We start from the raw sequence: 25,767 nt of genomic DNA on the forward strand, positions 1-25,767 counted from the left end.
CATGCCAGCCATCTCCCGGCTTTCGCTCGGAGTCTTTTGTCTCTAACCCGATGGGGCATGGATCTATACCTGCCCATCGCCAATCTGTCGGTGAACGCCCTGGTCATCATCGGACTGGGTGGCGTCGTCGGCCTGTTGTCGGGCATGTTCGGCGTGGGTGGCGGCTTCCTCACCACGCCGTTGCTGATCTTCTATGGCATCCCACCCACGGTCGCGGCCGCCTCTGCCGCCAGCCAAGTGACCGGCGCCAGCGTATCGGGCGTCGTTACCCATATGTCCCGTGGCACCGTCGATTTCCGCATGGGCGGCGTACTGATCGCCGGCGGCGTGGTCGGCGCGGGCCTTGGCGTCCTCATCTTCCGCCTGCTCCAGTCGCTGGGGCAGATCGATACCGTGATCGGCATCCTCTATGTGCTGATGCTGGGCGGCATCGGATCGCTGATGGCGAAGGAATCGATCCAGGCGCTTATCGCGCTCAAGACCGGCAAGCGCATGCAGGCGCGCAAGCGCCGCCACCATCCGCTGGTCGCCGCACTGCCGATGCGCTGGCGCTTCTATCGCTCGGGCCTCTATATCTCGCCGCTGGCGCCGCTGCTGCTGGGCATGGCGACCGGCATCCTGACCATGTTGCTGGGCGTGGGTGGCGGTTTCATCCTGGTGCCGGCAATGCTCTATCTGCTCGGCATGAACACCCAGTCGGTGGTCGGCACATCGCTGTTCCAGATCCTGTTCGTCACCATGGCGACGACCATGATGCATGCGATGACGACCAAGGCGGTCGATCTGGTGCTGGCGATGCTGCTGCTGATCGGCAGCGTCACCGGCGCGCAGGTCGGCACCCGGCTGTCGATGACGATCCGCCCGGAATATCTGCGCATCCTGCTCGCCGCGATCGTGCTGCTGGTCGCCGCACGCATGGCGCTGGGGCTGGGCTGGCGGCCTGACGAAATCTTCACGATCGACGTAAAATGAGGATATCCCGCCTCATCCTGCCGGCCCTGCCCCTGCTGCTGAGTGCCGCGGACGAACCGCAACTGGTGCCCGACGTGTCGCAGCGCGAGGTCGAAATCCAGTACAGCTTCACCGGCGCGGACCTGCTGCTGTTCGGCGCCATCGTCTATCCCGACGGTCGGCGTCCGGACAAGCCGGCGGACATCGTCGTCGTGCTGAAGGGGCCCGAACAGTCGATAACCATGCGCGAGAAGCAGAAGGTGGCCGGCATCTGGGTCAATGCCGACCGCGCCCGATTTCGCTCTGCGCCCAGCTTCTACGCCATGGCCTCCTCCCGACCGATCGCCCAGATCGTCGATGAACGCACGGCGGCGATTTACGAACTGGGCGTCGACAAGCTGCAACTCTCCCCCTCCTCGCTCAACGACAGCGCGGAGCTGGACCGATTCCAGGCTGGCCTGGTCGATCTGCGCCAGCGCAACGGCCTGTTCGTTGAACGCCCCGGCACAGTGGAGATCAGCGACGGCGTGCTCTATCGCGCCCGCCTGCCGCTCTCGGCCCGTGTGATCGTGGGCGATTATACCGCCGAAACCTTCCTGGTGCAGGATGGCCGCGTCGTGGCCGCGGCCGTGCGCGACATCCATGTCCGCAAATCGGGCTTCGAACAGTTCATGGCCGTCGCGGCCGAACGCTGGTCTTTCCTCTATGGCCTGACCGCCATCGCCCTGGCCGTCGGCATGGGCTGGGCCGCCGGCGCAGTCGCCCGCCGCATCTGATCGGCCGCCTCTCCAAAAGTTCATCTTCCAGCCACGCTACCGCAGGCCGTCATCGACCATATCGGTCGTGCCACCTCCCCTCCCCCTTGGGTGGCACGAAACAGGCCAGCTTGGACCAGCTGGCCGAACGGTCGGAACGCGTGGGTCTTGTTCCGACCGCTCACAGCCCGGCACGTCGGTCTCCTCCCGACGTGCCGGGCGCTCGGGTCTATCGAGGAGACGGCATGATGGCGCGCAGCGGCAAGAGCATCCGATATATCCTGCCCATCCTGATCCTCGCTTTGCTGACAGCGTCCTTCCAATGGCTCGGTTATCTGGGCGGCGATCCCTTTTCCCTCTCCCGCCCACAGGGCTATCGGCCGGGCCATGGCACGCCGATCGTCATCATCCTGTCGGGCGACATGGGCATGAAGGTCGGCATGGGGCCGGGCATCATGGCCCGCCTGACGCGAGACGGCATGCCGACCGTCGGCGTCAATTCGCTGACCTATTTCCGCAAGACCCGCAGCCCGGCGGAAGCCACCGCGCTGATCGGCCGAGCCCTGGCCCAGGCCCACAGCATCGATCCCGCTGCGCCGGTCATCCTGATCGGCCAGTCCTTCGGCGCCGACATGGCGCATGTCGGCCTTGCCACGCTGCCCGCTGCCCAACGCCATGCTATCGCCATGGTGGCGCTGGTCGTGCCAGGCGCCACGGTCGAATATCGCGCTTCGCCCGGTGAGATGTTCACATTTGCCATGGCGGAGGCGAATGCCCTGCCGACCGCGCGCAAGCTCGACTGGGCGCCTTTGCTCTGCGTCCATGGACAGGAGGAAACGGCCAGCCTGTGCCCATTGCTGCACCAGCCCAATGTGCAGACCGTCGCGCTGCCGGGCGGGCATCCATTGCACCATGATGTCGATGCGCTCTACCATGTCCTGCACGCGGCCTTCGCCCGGCAGGGATTGATCCGGAAGACCTGACCCATGCATCACGCCCTGCGCCTGTTCCTTGCCGGCATCAGCCTGATCATCGCCGTTCCGGCGATGGCGGCCGATCCGGTGCTGGGTTCCTGGATCAATCCGCGCGGCAGCGTCACGGTAACGACCGGCGCCTGTCAGGACAGATTGTGCGGCTGGGTCAGCCACGCCAATGCCGAGGCGCTGGCCGATGCCAGCGATGCCGGCATCCCGCATCTGGTCGGCACCACCCTGTTGCAGGATTATCGCCCCAAGGGACCGGGCCATTGGGCCGGGCGGGTCTATGTGCCCGACATGGGCCGGACCTTCTATTCCACCATCGATCAGCAAGGGCCGGACCAGCTGAAGATTTCCGGCTGCATTCTGGGTGGGCTTTTCTGCCGCAGCCAGCTCTGGCACCGGGTCAAGACGGGGTAGCGGCGGATGGGGGCCATGACATATTTGCGCCGTTACCAGACGCCCTTGTCGGTCGGGCTGGTCGTGCTGCTCGCCGCGCTCGGCTTCGTCGCACTCTACCATCTGCTGCACGATGTGCATGTGCGCGACATCCGCGCGGCCTTTCATGCACTTGGCCCGACAGCCCTAATCCCCGCCCTGCTGCTGACCGCGATCAGCTATGTCACGCTCACCTTCTACGACGTGCTGGCGCTGCGCTCGATCGGCCGCCCCTTGCCCTATGGCACGGCGGCGCTCGCTTCCTTCACCAGCTATACGCTCAGCCATAATCTGGGCCTGTCGCTGCTGACCGGTGGATCGGCACGCTACCGCATCTACAGCGCGGCGGGGCTGGGTGTTGCCGATGTAGCGCGGGTGGTCGCGATCGCTGGCGCCACCTTCTGGGGCGGCGTCCTGACGCTGGCGGCGGCCATGCTGGTCTGGCGGCCGGAGACGCTGTCGATGGGCGATATCCGCCTGTCCGCGCCAGCATTGCGTGTGGCCGGAAGCCTGACCCTCACGGCCATCATCGGCCTGATCATCTTTGCCGGCCGGCAGGGACGGATGCTGCATTTTGGCCGCATGTCCCTGCCGCTGCCGCCTGCCTCGCGCATATTCTGCCAGATCGGCATCGGCGTGATCGATCTCGCTGCGGCCAGCGCTGCGCTGTTCGTCCTGGTGCCCGGCGTCGGCCTGCACGCCTGGCCTGCCTTCTTCCTGGGCTATGCGCTCGCCATCGTCGCCGTGCTGCTGACCCATGTGCCCGGCGGCGTCGGCGTGTTCGAACTGGTGATGCTCGCCGCCCTGCCGGGCGTCGATCGGCCGCAACTGGTCGCCGCGCTGCTCGCCTATCGACTGGTCTATTATATCCTGCCGCTGCTGATCGCGGTCGGCATCATCGTTGCGCAGGAGGGCTGGCGCTGGCGGCAGCCGCTGCGCCGCACCCTGCGCGGGCTGCAAGCCGTCACCACTGGCCTCGCACCGATCATGACGGCGGCGCTTGTCTTCCTGGGCGGCGCCATCCTGCTGGTATCGGGCTCGCTCCCGGCCATCCCGCACCGGGTCGCCACCCTCAACAGCGTCGTGCCCTTGCCCTTCCTCGAAGCCTCCCACATGGCCGGCAGCCTGGTCGGCGCGGCGCTGCTGATCCTTTCGGCCGGCCTCTACCGCCGGCTGGACGGCGCCTTCTGGCTGACCCGCATCCTGCTGCTGGCCGGCGCGATCTTCTCGCTGCTCAAGGGGCTGGATTATGAGGAAGCTGCGGCGATGCTGCTGATCGCCGCGCTGCTGCAATGGGCGCGCCCGGCCTTCTATCGCCGGACCCAGCTCATCGCCGACGCCTTCACCCCCGGTTGGCTGGCGACGGTCGCAGTGGTTCTGGGCCTGTCGGTCTGGATCGGCTTCTTCGCCTACAAGCATGTCGAATATCAGAACGACCTCTGGTGGCATTTTGCCGCCCGCGCCGATGCCTCCCGCTTCCTGCGCGCCAGCCTCGCCGTTGCCGTCCTGCTGATTGGCGTGGCGCTCTGGCGCCTGCTGCGCCCGGCCGCGACCATTCCCGTCTTGGCGAGCAATGCCGCCGTCCCGCCGGAGGCTGCGCTGGCGCTGGCCGAGCGCACCGACGCCAATCTTGCCTATATCGGCGACAAGGGCTTCCTGGTGTCGGATGGCGGCACCTGTTGCCTGATATACCAGATCAGAGGGCATAGCTGGATCGTCATGGGCGATCCGATCGGCACCCGAAGCGAATGGGCGGACCTGCTCTGGCGCCTGCGCGAACAGGCCGATGCGGCGCAGGGCCGCCTGCTGCTCTACCAGATCAGCCAGGACGTGCTGCCGCTGGCGATCGAACTGGGGTTGCAGATCGTCAAATATGGCGAGGAAGCGCATGTCGACCTGGCCAGCTTCACCCTGGACGGCCCGGATGCCAAGCCGCTGCGCTATGCCGAGCGGCGCGCGGCGCGGGAGGGTGCCAGTTTCGAGATCATCCCCGCCGCCATGCTGGACAAGGAAATGGACCGGCTGGCCGAGATTTCCGCTCATTGGCTCCAGGCCAAGGGGCACAAGGAAAAATGCTTCAGCGTCGGCCGCTTCGATCGCGCCTATATGGCGCGGTTCGACTGCGCCGTGGTGCGGCAGGAGGGCAGGATCGTCGCCTTCGCCAATATCTGGGCCGCGGCCGACCGGTCCGAACTGTCGGTCGACCTGATGCGCCATGATGACGGCGCGCCCTATGGCACGATGGACTTTCTGTTCATCCACCTGATGCTGTGGGGCAAGGCGCAGGGCTATCGCTGGTTCAACCTCGGCCTCGCCCCGCTTTCCGGGCTGGAGGCGCGCCGACTGGCACCGCTCTGGTCGAAGCTGGGCGCGCTGCTCTACCAGCATGCCAATGCGCTCTACGGTTTTGAAGGGCTGCGCGCCTACAAGGACAAGTTCGGGCCGGAATGGGAACCCCGCTTCGTCGCCGGGCCGCAGGGCCTGTCCTTCGGCCGGGCGCTGCTCGATCTTCAGGCACTGATCGCCGGATAGCCATTGCGCGGTGGATGCATCCCGCGATAGCGCTGGGCGATGCACGCCATCCATCATATCGCCATCATCGGGTCCGACTATGCCCGGTCCCGCCATTTCTATGTCGACATTCTCGGCTTTCCCGTGCTGAACGAGGTCTATCGCGCCGAACGCGACAGCTGGAAATGCGATCTGGCCGTCGGCGACGCGCAGATCGAGCTTTTCTCCTTCCCCAATCCGCCGCCGCGCCCCTCGCGCCCGGAAGCCTGTGGCCTGCGCCACCTTGCCTTTGCCGTCAGCGACCTGGATGCGGAGGTTGCCCGGCTCGAAAGCCATGGCGTGGCGTGCGAGCCGGTGCGGGTGGACGAATATACCGACCGGCGCTTCACCTTCTTCGCCGACCCCGACGGATTGCCGCTGGAGCTTTACGAAGATCGGGTCCGCGCCATTTGACAGCATCAGGTCATGCCCCTTAGGTAACCGGTATCAATAATCGGGAGAGGGTCATGGCAGTCAGCCGACGGGACGCATTGCTGGCGACGGCTTCGGCGGCGCTGGCAGGTAGTTTGAGCGAGGCGCGGGCGGCGCCCCCTGCTCCACCGGTCACGCCTGCCCCCGCGCTTGACTGGCGCCGCGGCTTCGACAATCAGCGCATCGCCGACCTGGGCGATGGCCGCTTCCTCAATCCGCTGATCGCGGGCGACCATCCCGATCCCACCATCCTGAAGGATGGCGCGGATTATTACATGACCTTCTCGACCTTCGATTCCTATCCCGGCCTCATCATCTGGCATTCGCGCGATCTGGTGAACTGGCGACCGGTCGGCCCGGCGCTGCACAAGAATATCGGATCGGTCTGGGCGCCTGAACTGTGCAAGCATAAGGGCCGCTATTATCTCTACATCCCGGTCAAGGCATCTCCCAACACCAGCTATGTGATCTGGGCCGACCGGATCGAGGGGCCGTGGAGCGATCCGATCGACCTCAATCTGCCCAACCATATCGATCCGGGCCATGCGGTGGGCGAGGATGGGTCGCGCTGGCTGTTCCTGTCGGGCGGCGACCGGGTGCGCCTGACCGACGATGGCCTGGCGACCGTCGGCCAGCCCGAACATGTCTATGACCCCTGGCACTATCCCGACGACTGGGATGTCGAGGGTTTCTCGCCCGAAGGCCCCAAGATTTTGCGCCATAAAGACTGGTTCTATCTGGTGACCGCCGTGGGCGGCACCGCCGGGCCGCCGACCGGCCATATGGTGATCGCCGCCCGGTCGCGGTCGATCCATGGCCCGTGGGAAAATTGCCCGGCCAACCCGATCGTGCGCACCGTCGATCGCGCCGAAAAATGGTGGTCGCGCGGCCATGCCACCTTGGTCGAGGGACCGGATGGCAGCTGGTGGTCGGTCTATCATGGCTATGAAAATGGCTATTGGACGCTGGGGCGGCAGACTTTGCTCGACCCAGTCGAATGGACCGCGGACGGCTGGTTCCGCATGACCGGCGGCGACCTGTCGCAACCGATCGCCAAGCCCAGGGGCGGCCAGGCCGGGCCGCATGGCCAGCCACTGTCGGATGATTTCAGTGTGTTGCGCCTGGGATCGCGATGGAATTTCTTCAAGCCTTCGCCGCAGGAGGCGCAGCGGGCGCGGGTCGAGGGCGGATCGCTGGTCCTGAAGGCCAGCGGCACCGCCCCCTCCAGTTCGTCGCCGCTGCTGCTGGTGGCGGGCGATCAGGCCTATCAGTTCGAATGCATGATCGAGATCGCGCCGGGTGGCGTCGCCGGACTGCTGCTCTTCTATGACGAGCAGCTTTATTGCGGGCTTGGCTTCGACCAGGAGCGGTTCGTCACCCATCAATATGGCATCGAACGCGGCCGCCCCGCCAATCCCCATGGCCGCCGGATGCGGATGCGCGTCACCAACGACCGGCATATCATCCGCTTTCACGTCAGCGGTGACGACGGCAGGAGCTGGAAACGCTTCGACCGGGGGATGGAAGTGTCGGGCTATCACCATAATGTGCGCGGCGGCTTCCTGATGCTGCGCCCCGGCCTCTATTCCGCCGGTGCGGGTGAAGCGCGCTTCACCGACTTCCGTTTTCGCGCACTCTAGGCCGATTGGGGCCGACACGGGACGCGACAGTCGAAGTTCACAGTGTCGTGCGGGCTATTTCGGGCCAATGCGCCGCTAAAGCGCCTGCGACGCGCCTGTGACGCGACAGCGGCGTGAGAAACGGGTCACGCCCGCGCACCTTCGATGCGACGGCGAGGCGACAGTGAAGCGACAGCTGCGCGACAGGAGGATGGTCTGGCAAGGAGATGGGGCGGCGCTTGCATGCCCAAGGATAGAGCAGAGAAGGGGCGAGTAGGAAAGCCGAGGCGGGCGTCGCGAAAGCCCACCCCGCTGCGACTGGCGCGCTGCGCGCGCAAGTCTCGCTGCCCCTTTCGTTTACGGGAGGGGAATGGCAAGTTTCTGCCCTAGACCTTTGCCGGAGCGCGGCTGCGCAGCAGCGCGAGCAATAGGCCGATGCCGCCGATCAGCAGCAGCAGGTCGATCAGCAGCCCCTGCCCGCCTGCCAGCAGTGGGGCGCCGTGAAGCAGCGCGACCGCCAGCAGGCCCGCGACCAGCGCCCATTGCAGACCGCGCGACAGGCGCGGACCGGGCAGCGCCTTGGCCATGCCGGCGGCCAGCACCGACAGGATAGTGAGGCCCAGCCAGACCAGCGGCAGCGGCGCTTGCGGCAGGGCGAAGGCCAGAACGGCGGTGAGGACGAGGATGACCGGCTGGCCCCAGCAGATCGCAGCCCAGATCCGTTCCCATTGCGGCGCGGGCCGGCCGCGATCGCGGCGCCGGGCCAGCCAGATGGTCACGCCGCTGGAGGTAACGATGCAGAGCGCAATGCCGAGCAGGCCATAGGCGATCCGCACGGGCAGCCCGCCGAACCAGCCGAAATGCAGCTGGCCGATGCCGCTCAGCATTCGGGTGCCGGCGACCAGATCCTGCGGCTGTTCCTGATGGAGCAGTTGCCCGCGCGCATCATATTGCACCTCGTCCTGCTGGGTCAGCAAGTGCGGCCGGCCGCTGTGGATCGAGATGCGCATATCGGCGCGGCCGGGCCGTTCGACCATGATATTGTCCGCTACGGCCGCCGGCGCGCGGGCGCGGGCATCGGCGATCAACCGGGCGATATCGGGAATGGGCACGGCGCGCGCATCAACCTTGGGCGGCGGATCGAGGAAGAGTTCATAGACCTTCCCCATGTCGCCGCGATAGAGCAGCATCGCCAGCATAGCGACGATGATGGTGCTGAGGCCCAGCAGCGCGCCGGTCAGCGCCAGGGTGAAGTGAAAGGGCAAGGCCCAGATACCGAGGCGATTGTGCAGATCCGCCTCCTGCAGGCGGCGCGAACCGCCCAGGCGCAGGTGGAAGGCATCGCGCAGGACGCGCGGATGCGCCAATATGCCCGACACCAAAGAGGAGAGCAGCGCCACGCCGGTCAGGCCGACGATGAACTGCCCCCAACTGCGCGGCAGATGCAGGTTGATATGGAGGTGGATCAGGAATTCGGTCCAGACCGCTTCGAGATCGGACAGCGCACCATCGGCCGCCACGGCCCATTTATGTTCATAGGTCGCGCTGAAGGCCGTGAGGCTGGCGCCATCCTGTTTCGCAGTGGGCAGCGACAGATAGAGGGTGGTGTCGGCCGGCGCGCGTCTGGCCGCTTCGGCGATGGCGCGGGCGGCCGAGGCATCCGACAGGCTGGTCACCACCGGCGTCGCCGGCACTTCCCACCGTTCCAGATCGGGCGCGAACACGGCGACCGTGCCGGTCAGGCAGACGATATAGATGATCGCGGCAAAGGCGAGGCCCAGCACCGAATGGCTGCTGAGCACCGATCGCACCGTTTCGGGCGACAAGGGCCAGCGCCATTTCTTCGCCCGGCTGTTGGTCTGGACGCTCTGGTCGTTCATGCGGCCCCTCCCAAGGCGGCGAGGCCGAAGCCGATGATGCTGGTGCCGACCAGCACGGCGGTGGCGCGGAGCAGGCGACGGTCCGCCAGGGTCCAGGTCATGGCCAGCCCCCACAGGATAGGCAGCAACAGGCCGCCAAGCACGATCCGGGTGCGCGGATCACCGGGCAGATAGACGGTGACGCAAAAGGCGACACCCATCGCCGCCGTCATGCCGAGCGGCCCGGCGAGCAAGGCGCGGAGCACCCCGCGCCAGAAGCGGCCGGGCTCCTCCAGCGGCTCGGGCGCGACATCGCCATCGCGCACCCGCGCAGCCTTGCGCCGGACCCGGCCGAACCAGATGATGGCGAGCGCGCCGATCCCCTCCATCGCCAGTCCCAAGGCCAGCCCCTTGACCGGCCCGATCAGCAGGAAGGCAGCGACCAGCAGGCCGATCAATATGGCCCATCCCGCCAGCAGCAGGCCAAGCACGGAGCGGTCCCGCCGCACCCAGGAGCGGCGCAACAGGGCAGCGCCCAGGGCGCCGCCCGCGATGAGCAGCAGGCTGGCGAGCGCGATCACCAATGGACGCTCGCGCCGACGCCGACGGTCTGGGGTTCGCCCAGGATCGCCTGATGAATCGCGGCATATTGGTACTGCATATAATCCTCGTTGAGGATGTTGCGGGCGAAGACGAACAGCGACCAATGATCGGTCTCATAACCGATCTTGCCATTCACGACCGTGCGGCCGCCGACCTTGTACTGGCCCTGATCCTGACCGACGCCGGTGAAGACCGACGAACGGTAATTGGCGTTGAGATTGGCGACGAAGCCCGGCCCGAACTGCGCATTGACGCCGCCCGACAGGGTCCAGCGCGGCGCATAGGGGAATTGGGTGTCGGTAAGATCAACCGTGCTGGTCGCCCCGGCGGGCAGGACGAAGTCGGTGAATTTGGTGCGGACATGGCCGACCGAGCCATAGAGATCGATGCCGCGCGCGATAGTGGCATTCGCCTCCACCTCGAACCCGTAAAGATGCGATCCGGCGGCGTTCACCGTGTTATAATCATAGGCATTCTGGCCGAAATAGGCGGTGACCTGCTGGTCCTTCCAAGTCATGTAGAAGGCATTGGCATTGAGCGTCAGGCGCCCGTCCAGCCATTTGGAGCGCAGCGAGCCTTCATAATTCCAGCTATATTCCGGATCATAGGCGACCAGCAGGGCGCGGGCCGGGTTCTGGCTGGAGCCGCCCGAGCGATAGGCGCGCTGGACGGTGAAGGCGGTGGTGAGGTCCGGCGTCCAGTCCATGCTGATCCCGGCCTTGGGCAGGAAGGCGTTGAAGCTGCGGCTGTTGGACGCCAGCGGCGAGGAAGCATCGTCAACCAGCCCCAGAACGCCCTGGTTGATCAGCGAAATGATCGGGGCATAGGCCGCGCCGAGGAAATTGGCATCGGGCAGCGTGCCGTTGAAGGTCGCCACGGTTTGCGCAGCATAGCGGTTGCGCTCATGATCGTAGCGGAAGCCGCCGATCAGGGTCAGGCGGTCGGTCAGCTTGAAACGGGCGTCGCCGAACAGCGCCATCGTCTCCACCTTTTCGGGCTGATCGGCCGAATAGGCGACCGGAATGACCGGCAGTTGTGCCGCATAGGCATTGCTGAGGAAGGTCGCCTGCGCCGCGGTCGCGCCATTGGCGCGCAGCAGGGCGGCGATGGTGGCGGTCGGCGTATCGATGTTCACCCGGCTATTCTGGTCGATGCTGCCGGTGCGGCGATAATACCAGGCGCCGAGCAGGCCGCTCAGCCGTTCGCCATCATAGTTGAGGCGCATTTCCTGGGTCAGGGTGCGGTAATTATAGCGATTGTCGATCGCCTGGATATCCTGCGGCGTGCCATCGGTATCGATCACCGAATGAACGCGCGAGCGGTTCCAGGAGGTGACGCTCGACAGTTTCAGCCCATGGGCCAGCGGATAGCTGATGTTGAAGACGGCAAGGTCGCTGTCGATCTTGCCCCGGCTGGGCTGGTCGCCGGTGGCGACGCGATGGTTGAAATAATTGGGCACGTCGGTGCGGGCATATTCGTAGAGATAGCCGCCGTCGCGCCGGACGCGATTATAGCTGGCGACCGCCTCCAGCCCCGGAATCGCCTGCGGCGTCCATTTGATCTTGCCGCGCAGATTGAGCGACTCCAGCGCATCGCTATATTCGTCGCGGGTGACATTGTAGATGAGGCCACGATCGTTGCGGCGCTCGGCCGACAGGCGGATGCCCAGTTCATCCTTGATGATCGGTCCGCCGATCGCGGCGGAGAAGGTGCGATCATCATATTCGCTCCACAGCACGCGCGCGTCGCCGCCCCAGCGGGTCAGCGAGGGATCCTTGCTGGTGATGACGATGCCGCCGGCCAGCGCATTGAGGCCCTGAATGGTCGATTGCGGGCCACGCAGCACTTCCACCTGCTGCACATCCCACAGGTCGGTCGGGCCGCCATAGAGCGCCCATTTGGGCACCGGTGCGCCATCGACATAGACGCTGGCGGCGTCTGCCTGCCCGCCCGCGCCGACGCCGCTGTTGCTGATGCCGCGGATGGTGAAGCCGGACGAGCCGTAGGTTTCGGACAGGTTGGCCGTGCGGTTATAGACGTCCTGGATGGTGATCAGCGCCTCGCGCTCGATCTTTTCGGGCGTCACGACCGCGATGCTGGTCGGCGTCTGCTGCAGGGTGCGGGCGCTCTTTTCGCCGGTGACGATGATGTCGACGCGGGCCTGGTCCATATCGGCATCCGGCGCCTGTTGCGCCATGGCTGGGCTTGCCAGCGCGACGATCGCCGCCCCGGAAAAGAAGAAAGACGACCGCACCATATAATCCCCCAAATATTCTTGGCGGCGCCATATTTGAGAACGCTAACGCGAGTCAATGTCATTGTATGAATGGACTATTGCTGTCGTCTGCCCGGCACCATGCCTACCCCACTGCGGACCCAAGAAAAAGGGCCAGCCACCTCGTGCAGAAGGCGGCTGGCCCGTGACGGCGCGACCCGAAAGAACAGGCTACATCTTCACGCGCGCGCCGAACTGGAAGGTGCGGCCGAAATGGTTGTACTCATAGTTGCGATTGGCATCGAGGTCGGTGTAGCGGCCGCGATATTCATCGGTCAGGTTGATGCCGTCGAGAGTGAATTCCAGCCAGTCGGTCGCCTTGTAACGGACCGAGGCGTCGACGTTGACGGTCGAATTATAGCCTTCGAAGACGTTGCCGGTGCCGCTGTTCTGGTCGCTATAAGGCCCGCGATAGCTGGCCGAGACGCGCGCGCTGAAGCGGTTGTCGTCATAATAGAGGGTGCCGTTATAGGCCCGCTTCGACACGCCGAACAACGTGTTCTCCCGCGCGACATTGACCAGGCCGCCACCCGGCACGACCGCCGGCCCCGACACATTATAGGTGGCGTTGGAGTCGATGAAGGTCGCGTTGGCCAGGATGCCGAAATGCTTGAAGATGCCCGGTAGGAAGGTGAAGGGCAGTTGCAGCGCGATTTCCGCCCCCTTGAGCGAGGCACCGGTGCCGTTGACCGTGGTCGCGATGGTCCAGATCGGTTCGGCCTGCAGCGCGGGATTGAGCGCGGCGGGCGAGGAACTGACCAGCACCGAAGCCGGCAGGCCGGTTTCCGCGAAGGTCGCGTTGGAAATGGTCGCGGCGACCGGGAAGCTCTGCACATCCTTCTTGAACAGGGCGACCGAGAAGAGCGACTGGGGCGCGAAATACCATTCGACGGCGAGGTCATAGGCGGTCGCGCGATAGGGGTTGAGATAGGGGTTGCCGTAGCTGACACGATATTGGAAGCCGTCGGCCGAGCCGCCCGGCGTCAGGCTGCCTAGCGTCGGGCGGGTCATCACATCGGCCACCGCCGCGCGAATGACCAGCTTGTCGGTCGGGAACAGGGCCAGGTTGGCGGCCGGCAGCCAATCCTCATAGCTGCGCTTGATCGTCACCGGGATGCCGCCATTGAGGCCGGTCGAGCGCTGATCGGTCTTGGCATAGCGCATGCCCGCGTTCAGCGCATATTCGAGGCCGAACAGGTCGCCCTTGGCATCGAACTGGAAATAGCCGCCGGTCACTTCCTCGCGCACCGACCGGTTGTTGCCGACGTCGAGCGCCAGCGCGCGGTCATAGAGCTTGGTGTAAGCGGTCGCCGTGTCCAGATTGGGGATCAGCCACTGGGTGGTGGTGCCCGACGGCTGGCCCGCCTTGCCCAGGGTGAAGAGTTCGCTCAATTCCGGCGTCGCCTGGAAGCCATAGACGGCGCTCGGGCCGAACAGGCTGGTCGGCGAACAGGTGATGGTGCCCAGCACCAGATCCTTGCCGCCATTGCCGCAGACCGCGGTATCGCGCTGATAGCCGACGGTCTTGAAGTCGAACCGGCGCCACATCGAACCGACCTTCACGGTCAGCCCCTCGGCCGCGTCCCATTCGGTGCGCAACTGCGCAGTCTTGAACCGGTTGGTGGTGTTGGACGGACGGTCGCGGATTTCGGCGAGCTGGAAATTGGCCGGATCGGTCACGCTGGTGCCGAAGGTCAGCTTGGGATGCTTCATGTCGCTATAGTCATAGCTATAGCCCTGGGCATCGCGATCGTCGAAGACCACCGTGGTTTCGACCGGAATGTCGGCGTTGGACTTGGACAGGCCGCCCAGCAGGGTGAAGCGGAACTTGTCCGTCACATCCTGGTCCCAGGTGCCGCCGACCTGATAGAATTCGGTGCTCGACTTTCGCAGATAATGTTCGGTGCGGACCCAGGCATCGTTGAGCGTGGCCGAGATCATGTTGCCATTATCGTCATAGACCGGATTGACGACATTGATCGACCGCTCGTTGGAGCGCAGCAGCACCTCGCCCCACTTCTCCTCGCGGGTTTCCTTGAAGCGCGAATAGAGGCCATCGATCGAGATCTTGGTCGCGTCGGTCGGAGCGAACTGGATCGATCCGGTCAGGCCCAGCCGCTCGCGATCATGACGCACCTCGCCATAGCGCGGGATGCGGGGGTGGAAAGACAGGGCTGCCTGATCGCAGGCTGCGCTGGCGCGATAGGTGCCGCCCGAATTGGGCTGGGTGAAGCAAGCCGTGCCATCGACATTGTCGAAGCGGGCCTGGGCCCAGCGCACGCTGTTATTGCCCAGTTCCTTGGTATCGAGCGTCGAATAGGCCGCCGACAGGGCGACGCCGAAGCGGCCGTCGGCCGATTTCCAGGACGCGATGCCGGCCAGGCGCGGTCCCCAATTCTTCGCCAAGTCATTATAGGAGGCGGTCGCCGACCCGACGAGGGTCAGCCCTTCCTTGCCACCGAGCGGATTGCCGGTGTTGAGATCGACCACGGCGCCGAGCGAGCCTTCGTCCAGCGAGGCTTCGGCGGTCTTGTGAACGACCAGCGAACTGAACAGCTCGGACGCGAAGACGTTGAAATCGAAGGAGCGATCGCGGTTCGAGCTGGCACCATCGGTCGAGGTGGCGACCGTTTCCAGCCCGTTGACGCGCACGCGGGTGAACTGCGCGCCCAGGCCGCGCACGGTGATCGCGCGCCCTTCGCCGCCGTCACGCTGGATCGAGATGCCGGGGATGCGCTGCAGGGATTCGGCGAGATTCTGGTCGGGGAACTTGGCGATATCCTCCGCCACGATCGCGTCGACCGAGCTGACCGACTGGCGCTTGAGGTTGATCGCCGCGCCCAGCGACTGGCGGAAACCGGTGACGATGATGTCGGATTCCTGGGCTGCGGCATCCGCCTGCCCCTGATCCGGCGCAACCGCGGCATCGCCCTGCACGGACTGGGCTTGAGCCTGAGCGGCGGAAACGCAGGCGATGGCGCATGCCAGGGTCGAGGCTGCGGACAGCCATTTCCGGGCGGACGAAGCCTGTACGAACGCAATCATAGAAACATCCCTCCATATTTCCGCCACGCCTCTTTGGGGGTGCGGCCCGATGTTGTCCCCTTGAAGACACCGGTGTCAGAAACTTGTGACCCGACTGCGGATCAATGTCAATGATCATTGCGGCAATTATGTCTGAAGCTGCCAGGCCAGCGCTCGCGGCGATTTTCCGCACCCTCCCGTCGGAAAAGCGTCCATATCGAGCCATTTTGCACCGCAATATGGGCCACATGGCGTAGAATGACGGAGCGCAGCCCGCGCCTTAGCCTCGCTGTCACAATGACCGCAAACAGATTCGACACCGGTGTCAAATTGCTTGCATCATCGCCGCCTCGGTGCAAGTCTGGCCAGGAGAGGAGCCTTCGGAAGCATGAAAATAACCGCCAGACTGATCGCCCTGCCGCTTGCCGGCCTTGCCCTGATCCCCCTGCCCGCAACCCTATCCGCCGCCTCGGCCAAGACCAGCGCATCCAGCGCAACGACTGCGTTTCCGGGCGCCGTCGGCTGGGCATCGACCACGCCCGGCGGCCGAGGGGGCCGCGTCATCCGCGTGACCACGCTGGCGGCCGATGGCCCCGGCAGCCTGAAGGCGGCACTGGAGGCAAAGGGCCCGCGCATCGTCGTGTTCGAGGTCGGCGGCGTCATCGACATGGCGCGCCAGACCATCACCATCCGCGAACCCTATCTGACCATTGCCGGCCAGACCGCCCCCTCCCCCGGCATCACCCTGATCCGGTCGGGCATCGACATCGCCACCCATGACGTCATCATGCGCCACATCCGCGTGCGCACCGGGGTGGACGACCAGCCGCTGCTGAGCGGATGGGAGGCGGATGCCATGTCGGTGGTCGGCGGCCATGACATCATCGTCGACCATTGCAGCTTCACCTGGGCGATCGACGAGAATATGTCGGCGTCCGGCCCGCGCTTCAATGGCAAGACGCCCGACGAATGGCGCGCCAACACGGCGCACAACATCACCTTTTCCTATAATCTGGCGGCCGAGGGCCTGGCCAATGCCAGCCATCCCAAGGGTGAGCATAGCAAGGGGACGTTGATCCACGACAATGCGACCAACATCCTGATTTATCGCAACGTCTACGCCCATAATGTCGAGCGCAACCCGCTGCTGAAGGGCGGCGTCCATGCCGCCGTGGTCAACAATATCATCTATGATCCGGGCGAGCGCGGCGTGCATTATAATCTGATGGCGCTGGAATGGGGCGAGCATCCCTATCAGAATGGCAAGCTGGCGGCGGTCGGCAATGTCATGCGCGGCGGCGTATCGACCGCGACCGGCCTGCCCTTCCTGACCTTGGGTGGCGATGGCGACCTGGAATATTATGCCAAGGACAATCTGGCCGTCGACAAGTTCGGCAAGCCATTGCCGATGTTCGGCCGCTATGGCGAGACCCAGGCCAAGCTGATCGAAACGCAGACGCCGCCGACCTGGTGGCAGGGGCTGGACGTTCTGCCGGTGCGCGATGTCGAGACCCATGTGCTGTGGCGCGCGGGCGCCCGCCCGTGGGACCGGGATGCCGATGATCTGCGCGTGCTGTTCTTCGTGGCGGAAGGGCGCGGCGAGATCATCGACAATGAGAAGCAGGTGGGCGGCTATCCCAAATTCGCGCCGACCCGCGCGCCCTTTGTCGAGGGCGACTGGAACCTCGACACGATGGAGCCGAAATCGGGGCGCTATCCCGGCCAGAAGGACGAGACGACCGAGCATCTGTCGGACCGCGACAAGATGATGCGACAGGAGCCAAAGCCATGAGCCTGATGCTGTTGCTGGCGGCGGCCGCAGCGCCGCCGATGGTGGTAGTCGACGAGCGCGAGGTGATGCGCGACGAGCCGCCGCCCCATGGCGAGATCGGCATGTCGACCGCATATCGCATCAGCGATGCCGTGCCGCAGCCGCGCAGCATGGAGTTCCGCAAGCGCGTGCTGCATGTCGGCGCGGCGATCGGCGTCCATCCGATCGCCCATGACGAGGTCTATTATGTCCTGTCGGGCGAAGGGGTGGTGACGTCCGACGGCGTGGAAAAGCCGCTGACGCCGGGCATGGCTGCCTATCTGTACAAGGATGCCCAGGTCGGCATCCGGCAGGTCGGCAAGGAACCGCTGGCGCTGATCATCACCTATCCGGTGGTTCACTGAGCAGGCAAGTTACCAAGCGCGCGGCACATTGCCGATGCGCTTGGCGACATCGGCCTCGATCGCGTTGAGTTCGGCCTGGCTGAGCACGCCCGACAGCATCAGCCGGCGCATCAACTCATCGACCAGAGCAGCGAGAAAATGCAGCTCGCCGCGTTCCGAGACATAATCGATATACTGCGTATCCATGCGGTTCCTCCAACTGCATGGGCGGACTCAACGCACCCGCCCCCTTTTGGTTGCGGCCCGGCAACGAACGGCGTTCAACTGCCCGGCTGGATATAGGGGACGCGGGCGAAGAGTTCCCGCTCCCAGCCGCGCGGATCGCTTTCCACATGGCTGTCGACATCGACGATCATCGTCTGCCGCCGGTCCAGCCGATATTGCGGCCAGGGCGCCATTCCGCTGCCATTGGGATCACCGCGCCGAGCGAAGGCGAGGAAACGCTGCATCAGCGCGCGCGACGCGGCCTGGGCACCCGCGCCCGTGCCGGTGAAGCTGCCCGGCGCATCGAGCGTGCCGAAGGCGAGCGCGATATCCATGGTGTGCGGCGCGCCGCGTTCGGGCTGGGTCGGCGAAGCGAAATCCACCTGATAGACCCAGGTCGGCGCATCGGCGCGGGCGCGCGCCTCCGCCTCCAGCACCTGCCCCGGCCAGCTGCGCCCGGCCGTGGTCGCGGCATAGAAGATACGCTCCGCTGACCAGTCGGGATAGCGGGCGCGATATTGAGCGACGATCCATTCGGGCGAGAGGTCCATGCGCAGTTCCGGCGCCATCCGGGCGGCGAGGTTGGACCATTCGAGCCCCTTGAGCCTGGGGCCATGGGGATCGATGAAGGCGCGGGTCTCGTCATGGGTGTTGCCCAGCATCATCGGGATCGCCTGCGACTGGGGCGGCGCATCGGGCCAGAAGGGATGGCGCGCAAGATGCGTCATGTCGAGCACCGGGCCCATGTAGAGACCGCCGCCCAATATCGGGTCTTGCGCTGCCAGCCCCTCCACCAGTTGCGCGGTCGATCGTGACAGCAAGGATGACAGGTCATCGGCCTTCACGCCCAGTCGGGCGAGATAGGCCTGCGCCCGCTTCGTCGCGTTGAGCGGGCCCGACGCCGTCACCTGCTGCCCGCTCATGGTGATGGCGCGATGGAACAGGCCGATAGCGGCCGGCATTGCCATCATCGTCGCGATCTTGGCCCCGCCGCCCGACTGACCGAAGACCAGGATATTGCCGGGGTCGCCGCCAAAGGCCGCGATATTGTCGCGCACCCATTGCAGCGCGAGGATAAGGTCGAGCTGGCCTGCATTGCCGCTGTCGGCGAAGCGCGGATCGAGCCGGGCGAGATAGAGATAGCCGAAGATGTTGAGGCGGTGGTTGACCGTCACCACCACGACATCGCCCTGCGCCGCAAGCCGGTCGCCATAGGTCAGCGGATCGACCACGCTGCCGTTGGAATAGGCGCCGCCATGGATATAGAGCATCACCGGTCGCCTGGCGCGCGGGTCCGGGCCGGGGGTCCAGATATTGAGGAACAGGCAATCCTCGCTCTCCGGCTCCTGCTTGCCCTGTTGCGGGCAGGACGGCGCGAAGGCGCCGGCATCGACGGTGCCGGCCCAGCCATCGGGCGCAAGCGGTGCCTGAAAGCGGCGAGGCGCGGTATCCTGGCCGTAGCGCAGGCCACGAAAGACATGGAGGCAGCCCTCGCGGGTGCCGGCGACCCGGCCCTTGCGCGTGGCCACGATGCTGGCGGTGGCGGCATGGGCCGGGCGAACGAGGCTGGCGCCCAGCAGGGCCGCAGCCCCGGTCAACGCGCTCCGCCGGTCGATATCGGGCATCCGTCCTCCTGTGATGGGTCGGGAGGCTGAGCCCTCCTCTGGATGTTCCTCCGTTCGCGTTGGAATCGCGAACGGAGGTTAGTCAGTTCAGCGGGCCAGCCAGCCGCCATCGACGGCGAGGACATGGCCATGGATATAGTTTGCCGCCGGCGAGGCCAGGAACACGGCCGCGCCGCCGATATCGCTCGGGTCGCCCCAGCGGCCGGCCGGGATGCGTTCCTGGATCTGGCGGTTGCGGGTCTCGTCGGCCTGCAGCGCGGCGGTGTTGTTGGTCGCGATATAGCCCGGCGCGATCGCGTTGACGTTGACGCCCTTGGCCGCCCACTCATTCGCCAGCAGCTTGGTGAGGCCGGCGACGCCGCTCTTGGACGCGGTATAGCTCGGCACCCGGATGCCGCCCTGGAAGGAGAGCAGCGAGGCGATGTTGACGATCTTGCCGCTGCCCTGTGCCAGCATATGCCGCCCGGCCGCCTGGGCGAGGAAGAAGGTGGACTTCAAATTGGTGTCGATCACCGCATCCCAGTCTGCCTCGGTGAAGTCGACGCTGTCGGCGCGGCGGATGATGCCGGCATTGTTGATCAGGATGTCGAGGCCGCCCAGTTTCGCGATCGTCTCGTCGACGACGCGCTGCACCGGCTCGATGCTCGACAGGTCGGCCGAGACGATCTCCGCCTTGCGGCCGAGCGCGCGAACCTTCTCGACGGTCTCTTCCGCCGGGGTGCGGCCGACCGCCGCGATGTCGGCGCCGGCCGCCGCGAGCGACAGCGCGATCGCCTGGCCAATGCCGGTATTGGCGCCGGTGACGATGGCGACCTTGCCGCCAAGATCGAAGATAGTGCTCATGTCAGGACTCCCTGGCCCCTCCCGCTTGTGCGGAAGGGGCGAAAAACCGTCAGGCCAGCTGGCAGATGTCCAGCACGTTCATGTCGGTATAGTCCTGATTCTCGCCGGCCATCGCCCAGATGAAGGCATAGGCCTTGGTGCCCGAACCCATATGGATCGACCAGGGCGGCGAGATCACCGCTTCCTCATTGGCCATGACGATGTGACGCATCGCGTCGCCCTCACCCATATAGTGGAAGACACGGTCGGCATCGCCATCCAGCTCGAAATAGAAGTAGATCTCGCTGCGGCGCTCATGGATGTGCGGGGGCATGGTGTTCCACACCGAACCGGGCTTCAGGACCGTGAGGCCCATCACCAGCTGCGCGCTGTCGCAGATGCCGGGGATGACGAGCTGGAAGATGGTGCGCTCGTTGGATTCCTCCAGGCTGCCGCGTTCCAGCGCATTGGCGTCGGCGATGCCGAGCTTGCGGGTGGTGAACGCCTTGTGCGCCGGGCAGGAGGCGAGATAGAAGCGCGCGCCGGCGCCGGCGAACTCCACGTCCTTGGCGCCCATCGTCACATAGAGGCAATCCTTGTTGCCCAGCGTGAAGACTTCGCCGTCGACGGTCACGGTGCCTTCCACGCCCGAGACATTGACGATCGCCAGTTCGCGCCGCTCCAGGAAGGGATGACCCGCCGCCGAGGCCGGCTCGGTCTGCGCCGGCAGCTTCACCGGCGCATCGGCCACCGCCACGCCGCCGATCACGAAACGCTCGGCATGGGTGTAGTTCAGCACGCATTCGCCGTCACGGAACAGCCCGCCGATCAGATAGCGATCCCGCAGCTCCTCGTTCGACACGCACTCCATCATGTCGGGGTGGGTCGCATAATAGGTCTTGTCGAACATGATATCCTCGCCCGTTTGTCTGAAATTTCTCCCTTGGGAAGCAAATTCGGAAACCGGTGTCAACCTTCGCGTGGATCAGCCCGAAGCAGGCGCCACCGAACTGCGCCGGATCAGGGTCGAACTGAACAGCGACGGCTCGCTGACCTCCGCCTCCTCGCCGATGGCAGTGCCGATCAGCTTGAGTGCGGCGGCGCGGCCCATGGCCGCGATCGGCCAGCGCACCGTGGTCAACGGCGGCCAGACGCGGGTGGTGAGCGGCGTATCGTCGAAGCCGATGATCGACAATTGCTCCGGCACCTCGATCCCGCGCAGCCGGGCCGCATAGAGGACGCCGGCCGCCATCTCGTCATTGCTGGCAAAGATGGCGGTGGGCGGCGAGGTCAGGTCGAACAGGTTTTCCGAAGCAGAAACCCCTGATTCAAAAGTATATTGTCCGTCCGCAACCAGGCTGCGCGGCAGGCTGATGCCGGCTTCCGCCAGCGCCATTTCAAAGCCCTCGCGCCGTTCCTTGGCCGAGCGGAAGCCATGCGGCCCGGCGATCAGGCCGATCCGCCGATGCCCCTGCGCGATCAGATAGCGCACCGCATCGGCCACCGCGTCGCGGTCATTGGAGGCCACCATATGTTCCGGATCATCGAGCAGCGCCGAACCCATGCGCACATAACGACAGCCGGCATCGTCGAACAGCTTGGAAAGACTGTCATTTTCGGAGAGTGGCGGCAGCACGACAACGCCGAACAGGCGCTGGCGCGTCACGAAATTATGAATGTCCTCCATCACCATCGCCGCACCCCTGTCCACCGGGCGCACCACCAGTTCGAACTCGGTGCCGTGCAGCGCTTCCAATATCCCCTTCTGCATGCTGAGCACCATCTGGGCATTGGGATTGTCGTAGATCAGGCCGATCAGGAAATTGCGTCCCAGCGCCAGCGCGCGCGCCTGCGGATTGGGAACATAGCCGGTCTGGCGGATGATTTCCTCCACCTTGCCGCGGGTTTCCTGGTTCAGCAGCGGCGATCGGTTGATGACGCGGCTGACCGTCTTCTTCGACACGCCGGCCATGCGGGCAATGTCGTTGATCGTCAGCTTGGCGGTGGCGCCCTCGTCCCTGGGTGTCTTTGTCATGGCCCTTTTATAGCGCGCTTATGGCCCGCAACCAGCGCAATATGCGTCACTCGGCAAATCTATTGACACCGGTTACTCTTGCAGGCATCCCGAGAACAGAACCAGCCGAGAGGATCATCGTGACCGCCGCTTCCCCTGCCGCCATTGCGCGCGCCTTCGTCACCGCCCGACAGCAGGCGACGGGCTTTTCCGACTATCCCGGCCCGATCCCGCCCAGCCTGGCCGACGGCTATGCGATCCAGGCGGAGGCACTGGCGCTGGTCGATGCGCCGGTCGGCGGCTGGAAGGTCGGCCGCGTGCCCGCCCCGCTGGTCGAGCGTTTCGGCGCGGATCGGCTGGCCGGGCCGATCTTCACCCCGACCATCCATGAACTGACCCCCGATGCCACCGGGCTGGTCTTTGCCCAGGGCTTTGGCGCGGCGGAGGCGGAATTCCTGCTGCGCATCGGCCAGGCGCCCGACCCGGCCCAGACCAGCTTCACCCTGGAGGAAGCCGCCGCGCTGGTCGACTCCGTGCATATTGGCCTGGAAATCGCCAGTTCGCCCTTCACCGGCATCAACGAGCATGGTCCGGCCGTCACCGTTTCGGATTTCGGCAATAATAACGGCCTGCTGATCGGCGCGGCCGTGCCGGACTGGCAGAGCCTGACCTTTGCCGAGATCGACATCAGCCTGAGCATCGACGGCGTCGTCGCCGGCACCGGCCGCGCGGTCAGCTTCCCCGACGGGCCGATCGGCTCCGTGCGTTTCCTGCTCGAAAATCTCGCCGCGCGCGGCATAAGGCTGCAACCGGGCGCATGGATATCGACAGGCGCCGTCACCGGTGTGCATGAAGTGCGCGTCGGGCAGACGGTGGTTGCGGACTTCGGACCGCTCGGCACCGCACACTGCGTCATCCGCCCCCAAGCGGCCGCCTGACAAGGCCGCAGGGCAAGAGGAGAGGAAGAGAATGAACGAGGCCGTCGCCGGAGCAACCCAGAGGGTCGGGCGCTATCGCTGGGTGGTCGTCGGGCTGTTGTTCGCCGCCACCGCGATCAACTATGTCGACCGACAGATGATCGGCGTGCTGAAGCCCACTTTGGCAGCCGAGATGCACTGGTCGGAAACCGACTATGCCAATATCGTCTTCTGGTTCCAGGCGGCCTATGCAATCGGTTATCTCGGCTTTGGCCGCTTGGTCGACGCGATCGGCGCGCGGCTGGGCTATACCGTCGCGATCATCATCTGGACGATCGCCCATGTCGCCCATGGCGGCGTGCATAGCGTGACCCAGTTCGCCTTCGCCCGCTTTGGCCTGGGCGTCGGCGAATCCGGCAATTTTCCCGCGGGCATCAAGGCGGTGGCCGAATGGTTCCCGCAGAAGGAGCGCGCCTTCGCGATCGGCCTGTTCAACGCCGGCGCCAATGTCGGCGCGATCATCACCCCGTTGCTGGTGCCATGGCTGACCATCCAATATGGCTGGCGCTTCGCCTTCATCGCGACCGGCATATTCGGCGTCGTCTGGCTCGCCGCCTGGCTGATCTTCTATCGCCGGCCCCAGGAACATCCGCGCGTCGGCGCCGCCGAACTTGCCTATATCCAGCAGGATCCGGCCGACCCGGTCACGCCGATCGGCTGGCGCCGGCTGATTGCCGTGCGCGAATGCTGGGCCTTTGCCATCGGCAAATTCTGCATCGACCCGATCTGGTGGTTCTTCCTCTTCTGGTTGCCGGGCTATCTGGGCGAGCGCTATGGCCTCGACCTCATCAGCTTCGGCCCGCCGCTGGTCGCCATCTATCTGTTGTCGGACCTTGGCAGCGTGGCCGGCGGCTGGCTGTCGGGACGACTGATGAAGGCCGGGCACAGCGTCAACGCCGCGCGCAAGCTGACCATGCTGGTCTGCGCCGCCGCGGTCACGCCGGTATTCTTTGCCCAGTCGATCGACAATCTATGGGTCGCCGTGCTGGTGATCGGCATCGCCACCGCCGCGCATCAGGCCTTTTCCGCCAATCTCTATACCCTGCCGTCGGACATGTTCCCGCGTGCGGCGGTCGGATCCGTGGTCGGCATCGGCGGCACGGCCGGTGCCATCGGCGGCATGCTGATGGCCAAATATGCGGGCTATATCCTCGACAGCATCGGCAGCTATGCGCCGCTCTTCGCGGTCGCAGGTAGCGCTTATTTCATCGCCCTGCTGGCAATCCACCTGCTTTCGCCGCGCCTGGCGCAGGTGAAGGTGCCGGAATAAGTTCCCTGGGGGAGGGACTGCCCCGGACCGGCGATGGGGATTGCCGGTCCGGGGCGCCTTGCGTTCTCAGCGGCCATGCGCCGCGATCAGCTTTTCGCTTTCCTGCCAGAAGCGATCGACGATCGCTGCATCCTCAACCAGCTTATTGGGCGTGCGCGGTGCGCGGCGATACCAATAGCCGCCATTGCTGGCCGCCCCTTCGGGGGCAGTCGCCAGCCAGACCAGCGTGTCCGCTCCGTCCGCCTCGCTCGCCTTGTCCAGCCCGCGCGAGCGCTCCTGCGTGTCGGCCGGCGCATGGGAAAAGAAGTTGGAATCGACCGCGCCGGGATGGACCGCATGGGCGACGATCCCCTCCCCCGCCAGCCGATCCGCCAGCGCGCGGGCGAACAGCACATTGGCGAGCTTGCCGGTGCAATAGGCCATGCCGGGGCTGAACCGTTCCAGATTCTGCATGTCGTCCAGGTTGATCGCCGGGATCATCTCGCTGGCGTCGGAGGCGGTGTTGAGGATGCGCACGGCGCCCGCCGGCTGATCCTGCGCCGCCTTGCGCAACAGCGGCAACAGGCGCTGGGTCAGCAGAAACGGCCCCAGATGATTGCCGGCGAAATTCGCCTCCAGCCCCTCGTCCGTCATCACCAGCTTGTCGGTCATGCCGCCGGCATTGTTGAACAGCAGGTCGACCCGGTCGGTCAGCGCAGCGATATCCTGCGCCAGTTGGGCGACTCCGCCCAGCAGCGACAGGTCGGCGCGCAGCATGGTGACGGGCGCTCCGGCAGCCTCCGCCGCTATCTCCGCTTCGGCAGCTGCCAGCCGTTCGGGATCGCGGCCGGTGCCGATCACCCGCCAGCCCTGTCGCGCCATGGCCTTGGCGATCGCCTTGCCGATGCCCGAACTCGCGCCCGTCACCACCGCCACCCGTGCCCGTTCCACCATATCCTGCTCCTGTCGCTTATCCCGGCACGCTAGGCGCTCAGATGCAGGCCAGACAGACGCGGGAGCGATATGTGGCGCGCGCCGTCCATAGCAAAGCTATCACCCCCCTCAAGCAAGGGGCGGGTTTCACCCCGCCATGGCGTCCGCTATGTCCCACCGCGAAACATAAGGGGGACGCAGGGATATGGATCGAGTGCAGGGACTTGCATGGGCAGCGCAAACGCCCTTAGGTGATGCCATGATGGGTCGCACCGCCTGTCGTCA

General features: G+C 65.5%; 21 protein-coding genes. 11 read left to right on the top strand and 10 right to left on the bottom strand.

Features of this window, described 5'->3' with window-relative positions; all coding sequences use genetic code 11:
* The first annotated feature begins 57 nt into the window (after positions 1 to 57).
* The 7 genes from BRX37_RS16065 to BRX37_RS16095 all read left to right on the top strand — a co-directional run bounded on the left by BRX37_RS16065 (position 58) and on the right by BRX37_RS16095 (position 7,743).
* Positions 58 to 972, top strand: coding sequence for a sulfite exporter TauE/SafE family protein (locus BRX37_RS16065; RefSeq protein ID WP_004207740.1), 915 nt, complete (start codon positions 58 to 60; stop codon positions 970 to 972).
* Positions 969 to 1,727: a TIGR02186 family protein gene (locus BRX37_RS16070; protein WP_125988170.1), complete on the top strand. Its 759-nt coding sequence runs from the start codon at positions 969 to 971 to the stop codon at positions 1,725 to 1,727. The genes BRX37_RS16065 and BRX37_RS16070 overlap by 4 nt, the downstream gene beginning before the upstream one ends.
* A 224-nt stretch (positions 1,728 to 1,951) precedes the next feature.
* The gene (locus BRX37_RS16075; RefSeq protein WP_125988172.1) at positions 1,952 to 2,689 is read left to right on the top strand and encodes an AcvB/VirJ family lysyl-phosphatidylglycerol hydrolase; all 738 of its coding nucleotides are present in this window, start codon (positions 1,952 to 1,954) and stop codon (positions 2,687 to 2,689) included.
* A 3-nt stretch (positions 2,690 to 2,692) separates the two neighbouring features.
* The gene (locus tag BRX37_RS16080; RefSeq protein ID WP_125988174.1) at positions 2,693 to 3,103 is read left to right on the top strand and encodes a DUF2147 domain-containing protein; all 411 of its coding nucleotides are present in this window, start codon (positions 2,693 to 2,695) and stop codon (positions 3,101 to 3,103) included.
* A 6-nt stretch (positions 3,104 to 3,109) separates the two neighbouring features.
* A complete protein-coding gene (mprF, locus tag BRX37_RS16085) occupies positions 3,110 to 5,653 on the top strand; it encodes a bifunctional lysylphosphatidylglycerol flippase/synthetase MprF (protein ID WP_125988176.1) in 2,544 nt (847 codons plus the stop codon).
* Between the two features lie 39 nt (positions 5,654 to 5,692).
* Positions 5,693 to 6,085, top strand: coding sequence for an SMU1112c/YaeR family gloxylase I-like metalloprotein (gene gloA2 / locus BRX37_RS16090; RefSeq protein ID WP_125988178.1), 393 nt, complete (start codon positions 5,693 to 5,695; stop codon positions 6,083 to 6,085).
* Positions 6,086 to 6,138: 53 nt separating this feature from the next.
* Positions 6,139 to 7,743, top strand: coding sequence for a family 43 glycosylhydrolase (locus tag BRX37_RS16095; RefSeq protein ID WP_125988180.1), 1,605 nt, complete (start codon positions 6,139 to 6,141; stop codon positions 7,741 to 7,743).
* A 365-nt stretch (positions 7,744 to 8,108) separates the two neighbouring features.
* Here the strand turns inward: BRX37_RS16095 and BRX37_RS16100 are convergent, their stop codons facing one another.
* The 4 genes from BRX37_RS16100 to BRX37_RS16115 all read right to left on the bottom strand — a co-directional run bounded on the left by BRX37_RS16100 (position 8,109) and on the right by BRX37_RS16115 (position 15,504).
* Positions 8,109 to 9,602, bottom strand: coding sequence for a PepSY-associated TM helix domain-containing protein (locus BRX37_RS16100; protein ID WP_125988182.1), 1,494 nt, complete (start codon positions 9,600 to 9,602; stop codon positions 8,109 to 8,111).
* A complete protein-coding gene (locus tag BRX37_RS16105) occupies positions 9,599 to 10,165 on the bottom strand; it encodes a hypothetical protein (RefSeq protein ID WP_017502002.1) in 567 nt (188 codons plus the stop codon). The genes BRX37_RS16100 and BRX37_RS16105 overlap by 4 nt, the downstream gene beginning before the upstream one ends.
* A complete protein-coding gene (locus BRX37_RS16110; RefSeq protein ID WP_125988184.1) occupies positions 10,159 to 12,441 on the bottom strand; it encodes a TonB-dependent receptor in 2,283 nt (760 codons plus the stop codon). The genes BRX37_RS16105 and BRX37_RS16110 overlap by 7 nt, the downstream gene beginning before the upstream one ends.
* 189 nt (positions 12,442 to 12,630) lie before the next feature.
* Positions 12,631 to 15,504 carry a TonB-dependent receptor gene (locus BRX37_RS16115; protein ID WP_125988186.1) on the bottom strand — a complete coding sequence of 958 codons (2,874 nt, stop codon included), beginning with the start codon at positions 15,502 to 15,504 and terminating at the stop codon, positions 12,631 to 12,633.
* A 367-nt stretch (positions 15,505 to 15,871) separates the two neighbouring features.
* On the opposite strand from BRX37_RS16115, the gene BRX37_RS16120 reads away from it, so the two are divergent.
* Complete coding sequence (locus tag BRX37_RS16120; protein ID WP_125988188.1) at positions 15,872 to 17,275, top strand: pectate lyase family protein; 1,404 nt, start codon at positions 15,872 to 15,874, stop codon at positions 17,273 to 17,275.
* On the top strand, positions 17,272 to 17,658 hold the full coding sequence (locus BRX37_RS16125) for a cupin domain-containing protein (protein ID WP_125988190.1): 387 nt from the start codon (positions 17,272 to 17,274) through the stop codon (positions 17,656 to 17,658). Before BRX37_RS16120 ends, BRX37_RS16125 begins: the two co-directional genes overlap by 4 nt.
* Before the next feature lie 9 nt (positions 17,659 to 17,667).
* Here the strand turns inward: BRX37_RS16125 and BRX37_RS26780 are convergent, their stop codons facing one another.
* The 5 genes from BRX37_RS26780 to BRX37_RS16145 all read right to left on the bottom strand — a co-directional run bounded on the left by BRX37_RS26780 (position 17,668) and on the right by BRX37_RS16145 (position 22,344).
* Positions 17,668 to 17,844, bottom strand: a complete 177-nt coding sequence (locus tag BRX37_RS26780; RefSeq protein ID WP_164522475.1) for a hypothetical protein — start codon at positions 17,842 to 17,844, stop codon at positions 17,668 to 17,670.
* A 74-nt stretch (positions 17,845 to 17,918) separates the two neighbouring features.
* Positions 17,919 to 19,487 carry a carboxylesterase/lipase family protein gene (locus tag BRX37_RS16130; protein ID WP_125988192.1) on the bottom strand — a complete coding sequence of 523 codons (1,569 nt, stop codon included), beginning with the start codon at positions 19,485 to 19,487 and terminating at the stop codon, positions 17,919 to 17,921.
* Between the two features lie 87 nt (positions 19,488 to 19,574).
* Positions 19,575 to 20,330 carry a 2-dehydro-3-deoxy-D-gluconate 5-dehydrogenase KduD gene (gene kduD, locus BRX37_RS16135; RefSeq protein ID WP_125988194.1) on the bottom strand — a complete coding sequence of 252 codons (756 nt, stop codon included), beginning with the start codon at positions 20,328 to 20,330 and terminating at the stop codon, positions 19,575 to 19,577.
* Between the two features lie 49 nt (positions 20,331 to 20,379).
* A complete protein-coding gene (gene kduI, locus BRX37_RS16140) occupies positions 20,380 to 21,219 on the bottom strand; it encodes a 5-dehydro-4-deoxy-D-glucuronate isomerase (protein ID WP_017500956.1) in 840 nt (279 codons plus the stop codon).
* A gap of 75 nt (positions 21,220 to 21,294) precedes the next feature.
* On the bottom strand, positions 21,295 to 22,344 hold the full coding sequence (locus BRX37_RS16145) for a LacI family DNA-binding transcriptional regulator (RefSeq protein ID WP_004207757.1): 1,050 nt from the start codon (positions 22,342 to 22,344) through the stop codon (positions 21,295 to 21,297).
* Between the two features lie 119 nt (positions 22,345 to 22,463).
* Here BRX37_RS16145 and BRX37_RS16150 point away from each other — a divergent pair, with 119 nt between their 5' ends.
* On the top strand, positions 22,464 to 23,261 hold the full coding sequence (locus tag BRX37_RS16150; RefSeq protein WP_125988196.1) for a 2-keto-4-pentenoate hydratase: 798 nt from the start codon (positions 22,464 to 22,466) through the stop codon (positions 23,259 to 23,261).
* A 31-nt stretch (positions 23,262 to 23,292) separates the two neighbouring features.
* Complete coding sequence (locus tag BRX37_RS16155) at positions 23,293 to 24,570, top strand: MFS transporter (protein ID WP_010338012.1); 1,278 nt, start codon at positions 23,293 to 23,295, stop codon at positions 24,568 to 24,570.
* A gap of 66 nt (positions 24,571 to 24,636) precedes the next feature.
* Here BRX37_RS16155 and BRX37_RS16160 read toward each other — a convergent pair whose 3' ends face one another.
* Positions 24,637 to 25,503 (bottom strand): SDR family NAD(P)-dependent oxidoreductase, encoded by an 867-nt coding sequence (locus BRX37_RS16160; RefSeq protein ID WP_125988198.1) that lies wholly within the window; start codon positions 25,501 to 25,503, stop codon positions 24,637 to 24,639.
* Positions 25,504 to 25,767 lie beyond the last annotated feature (264 nt).

The sequence above is a fragment of the Sphingomonas sp. S-NIH.Pt3_0716 genome (assembly GCF_003950715.1).
Classification (GTDB): Bacteria; Pseudomonadota; Alphaproteobacteria; order Sphingomonadales; family Sphingomonadaceae; genus Sphingobium; species Sphingobium yanoikuyae_A.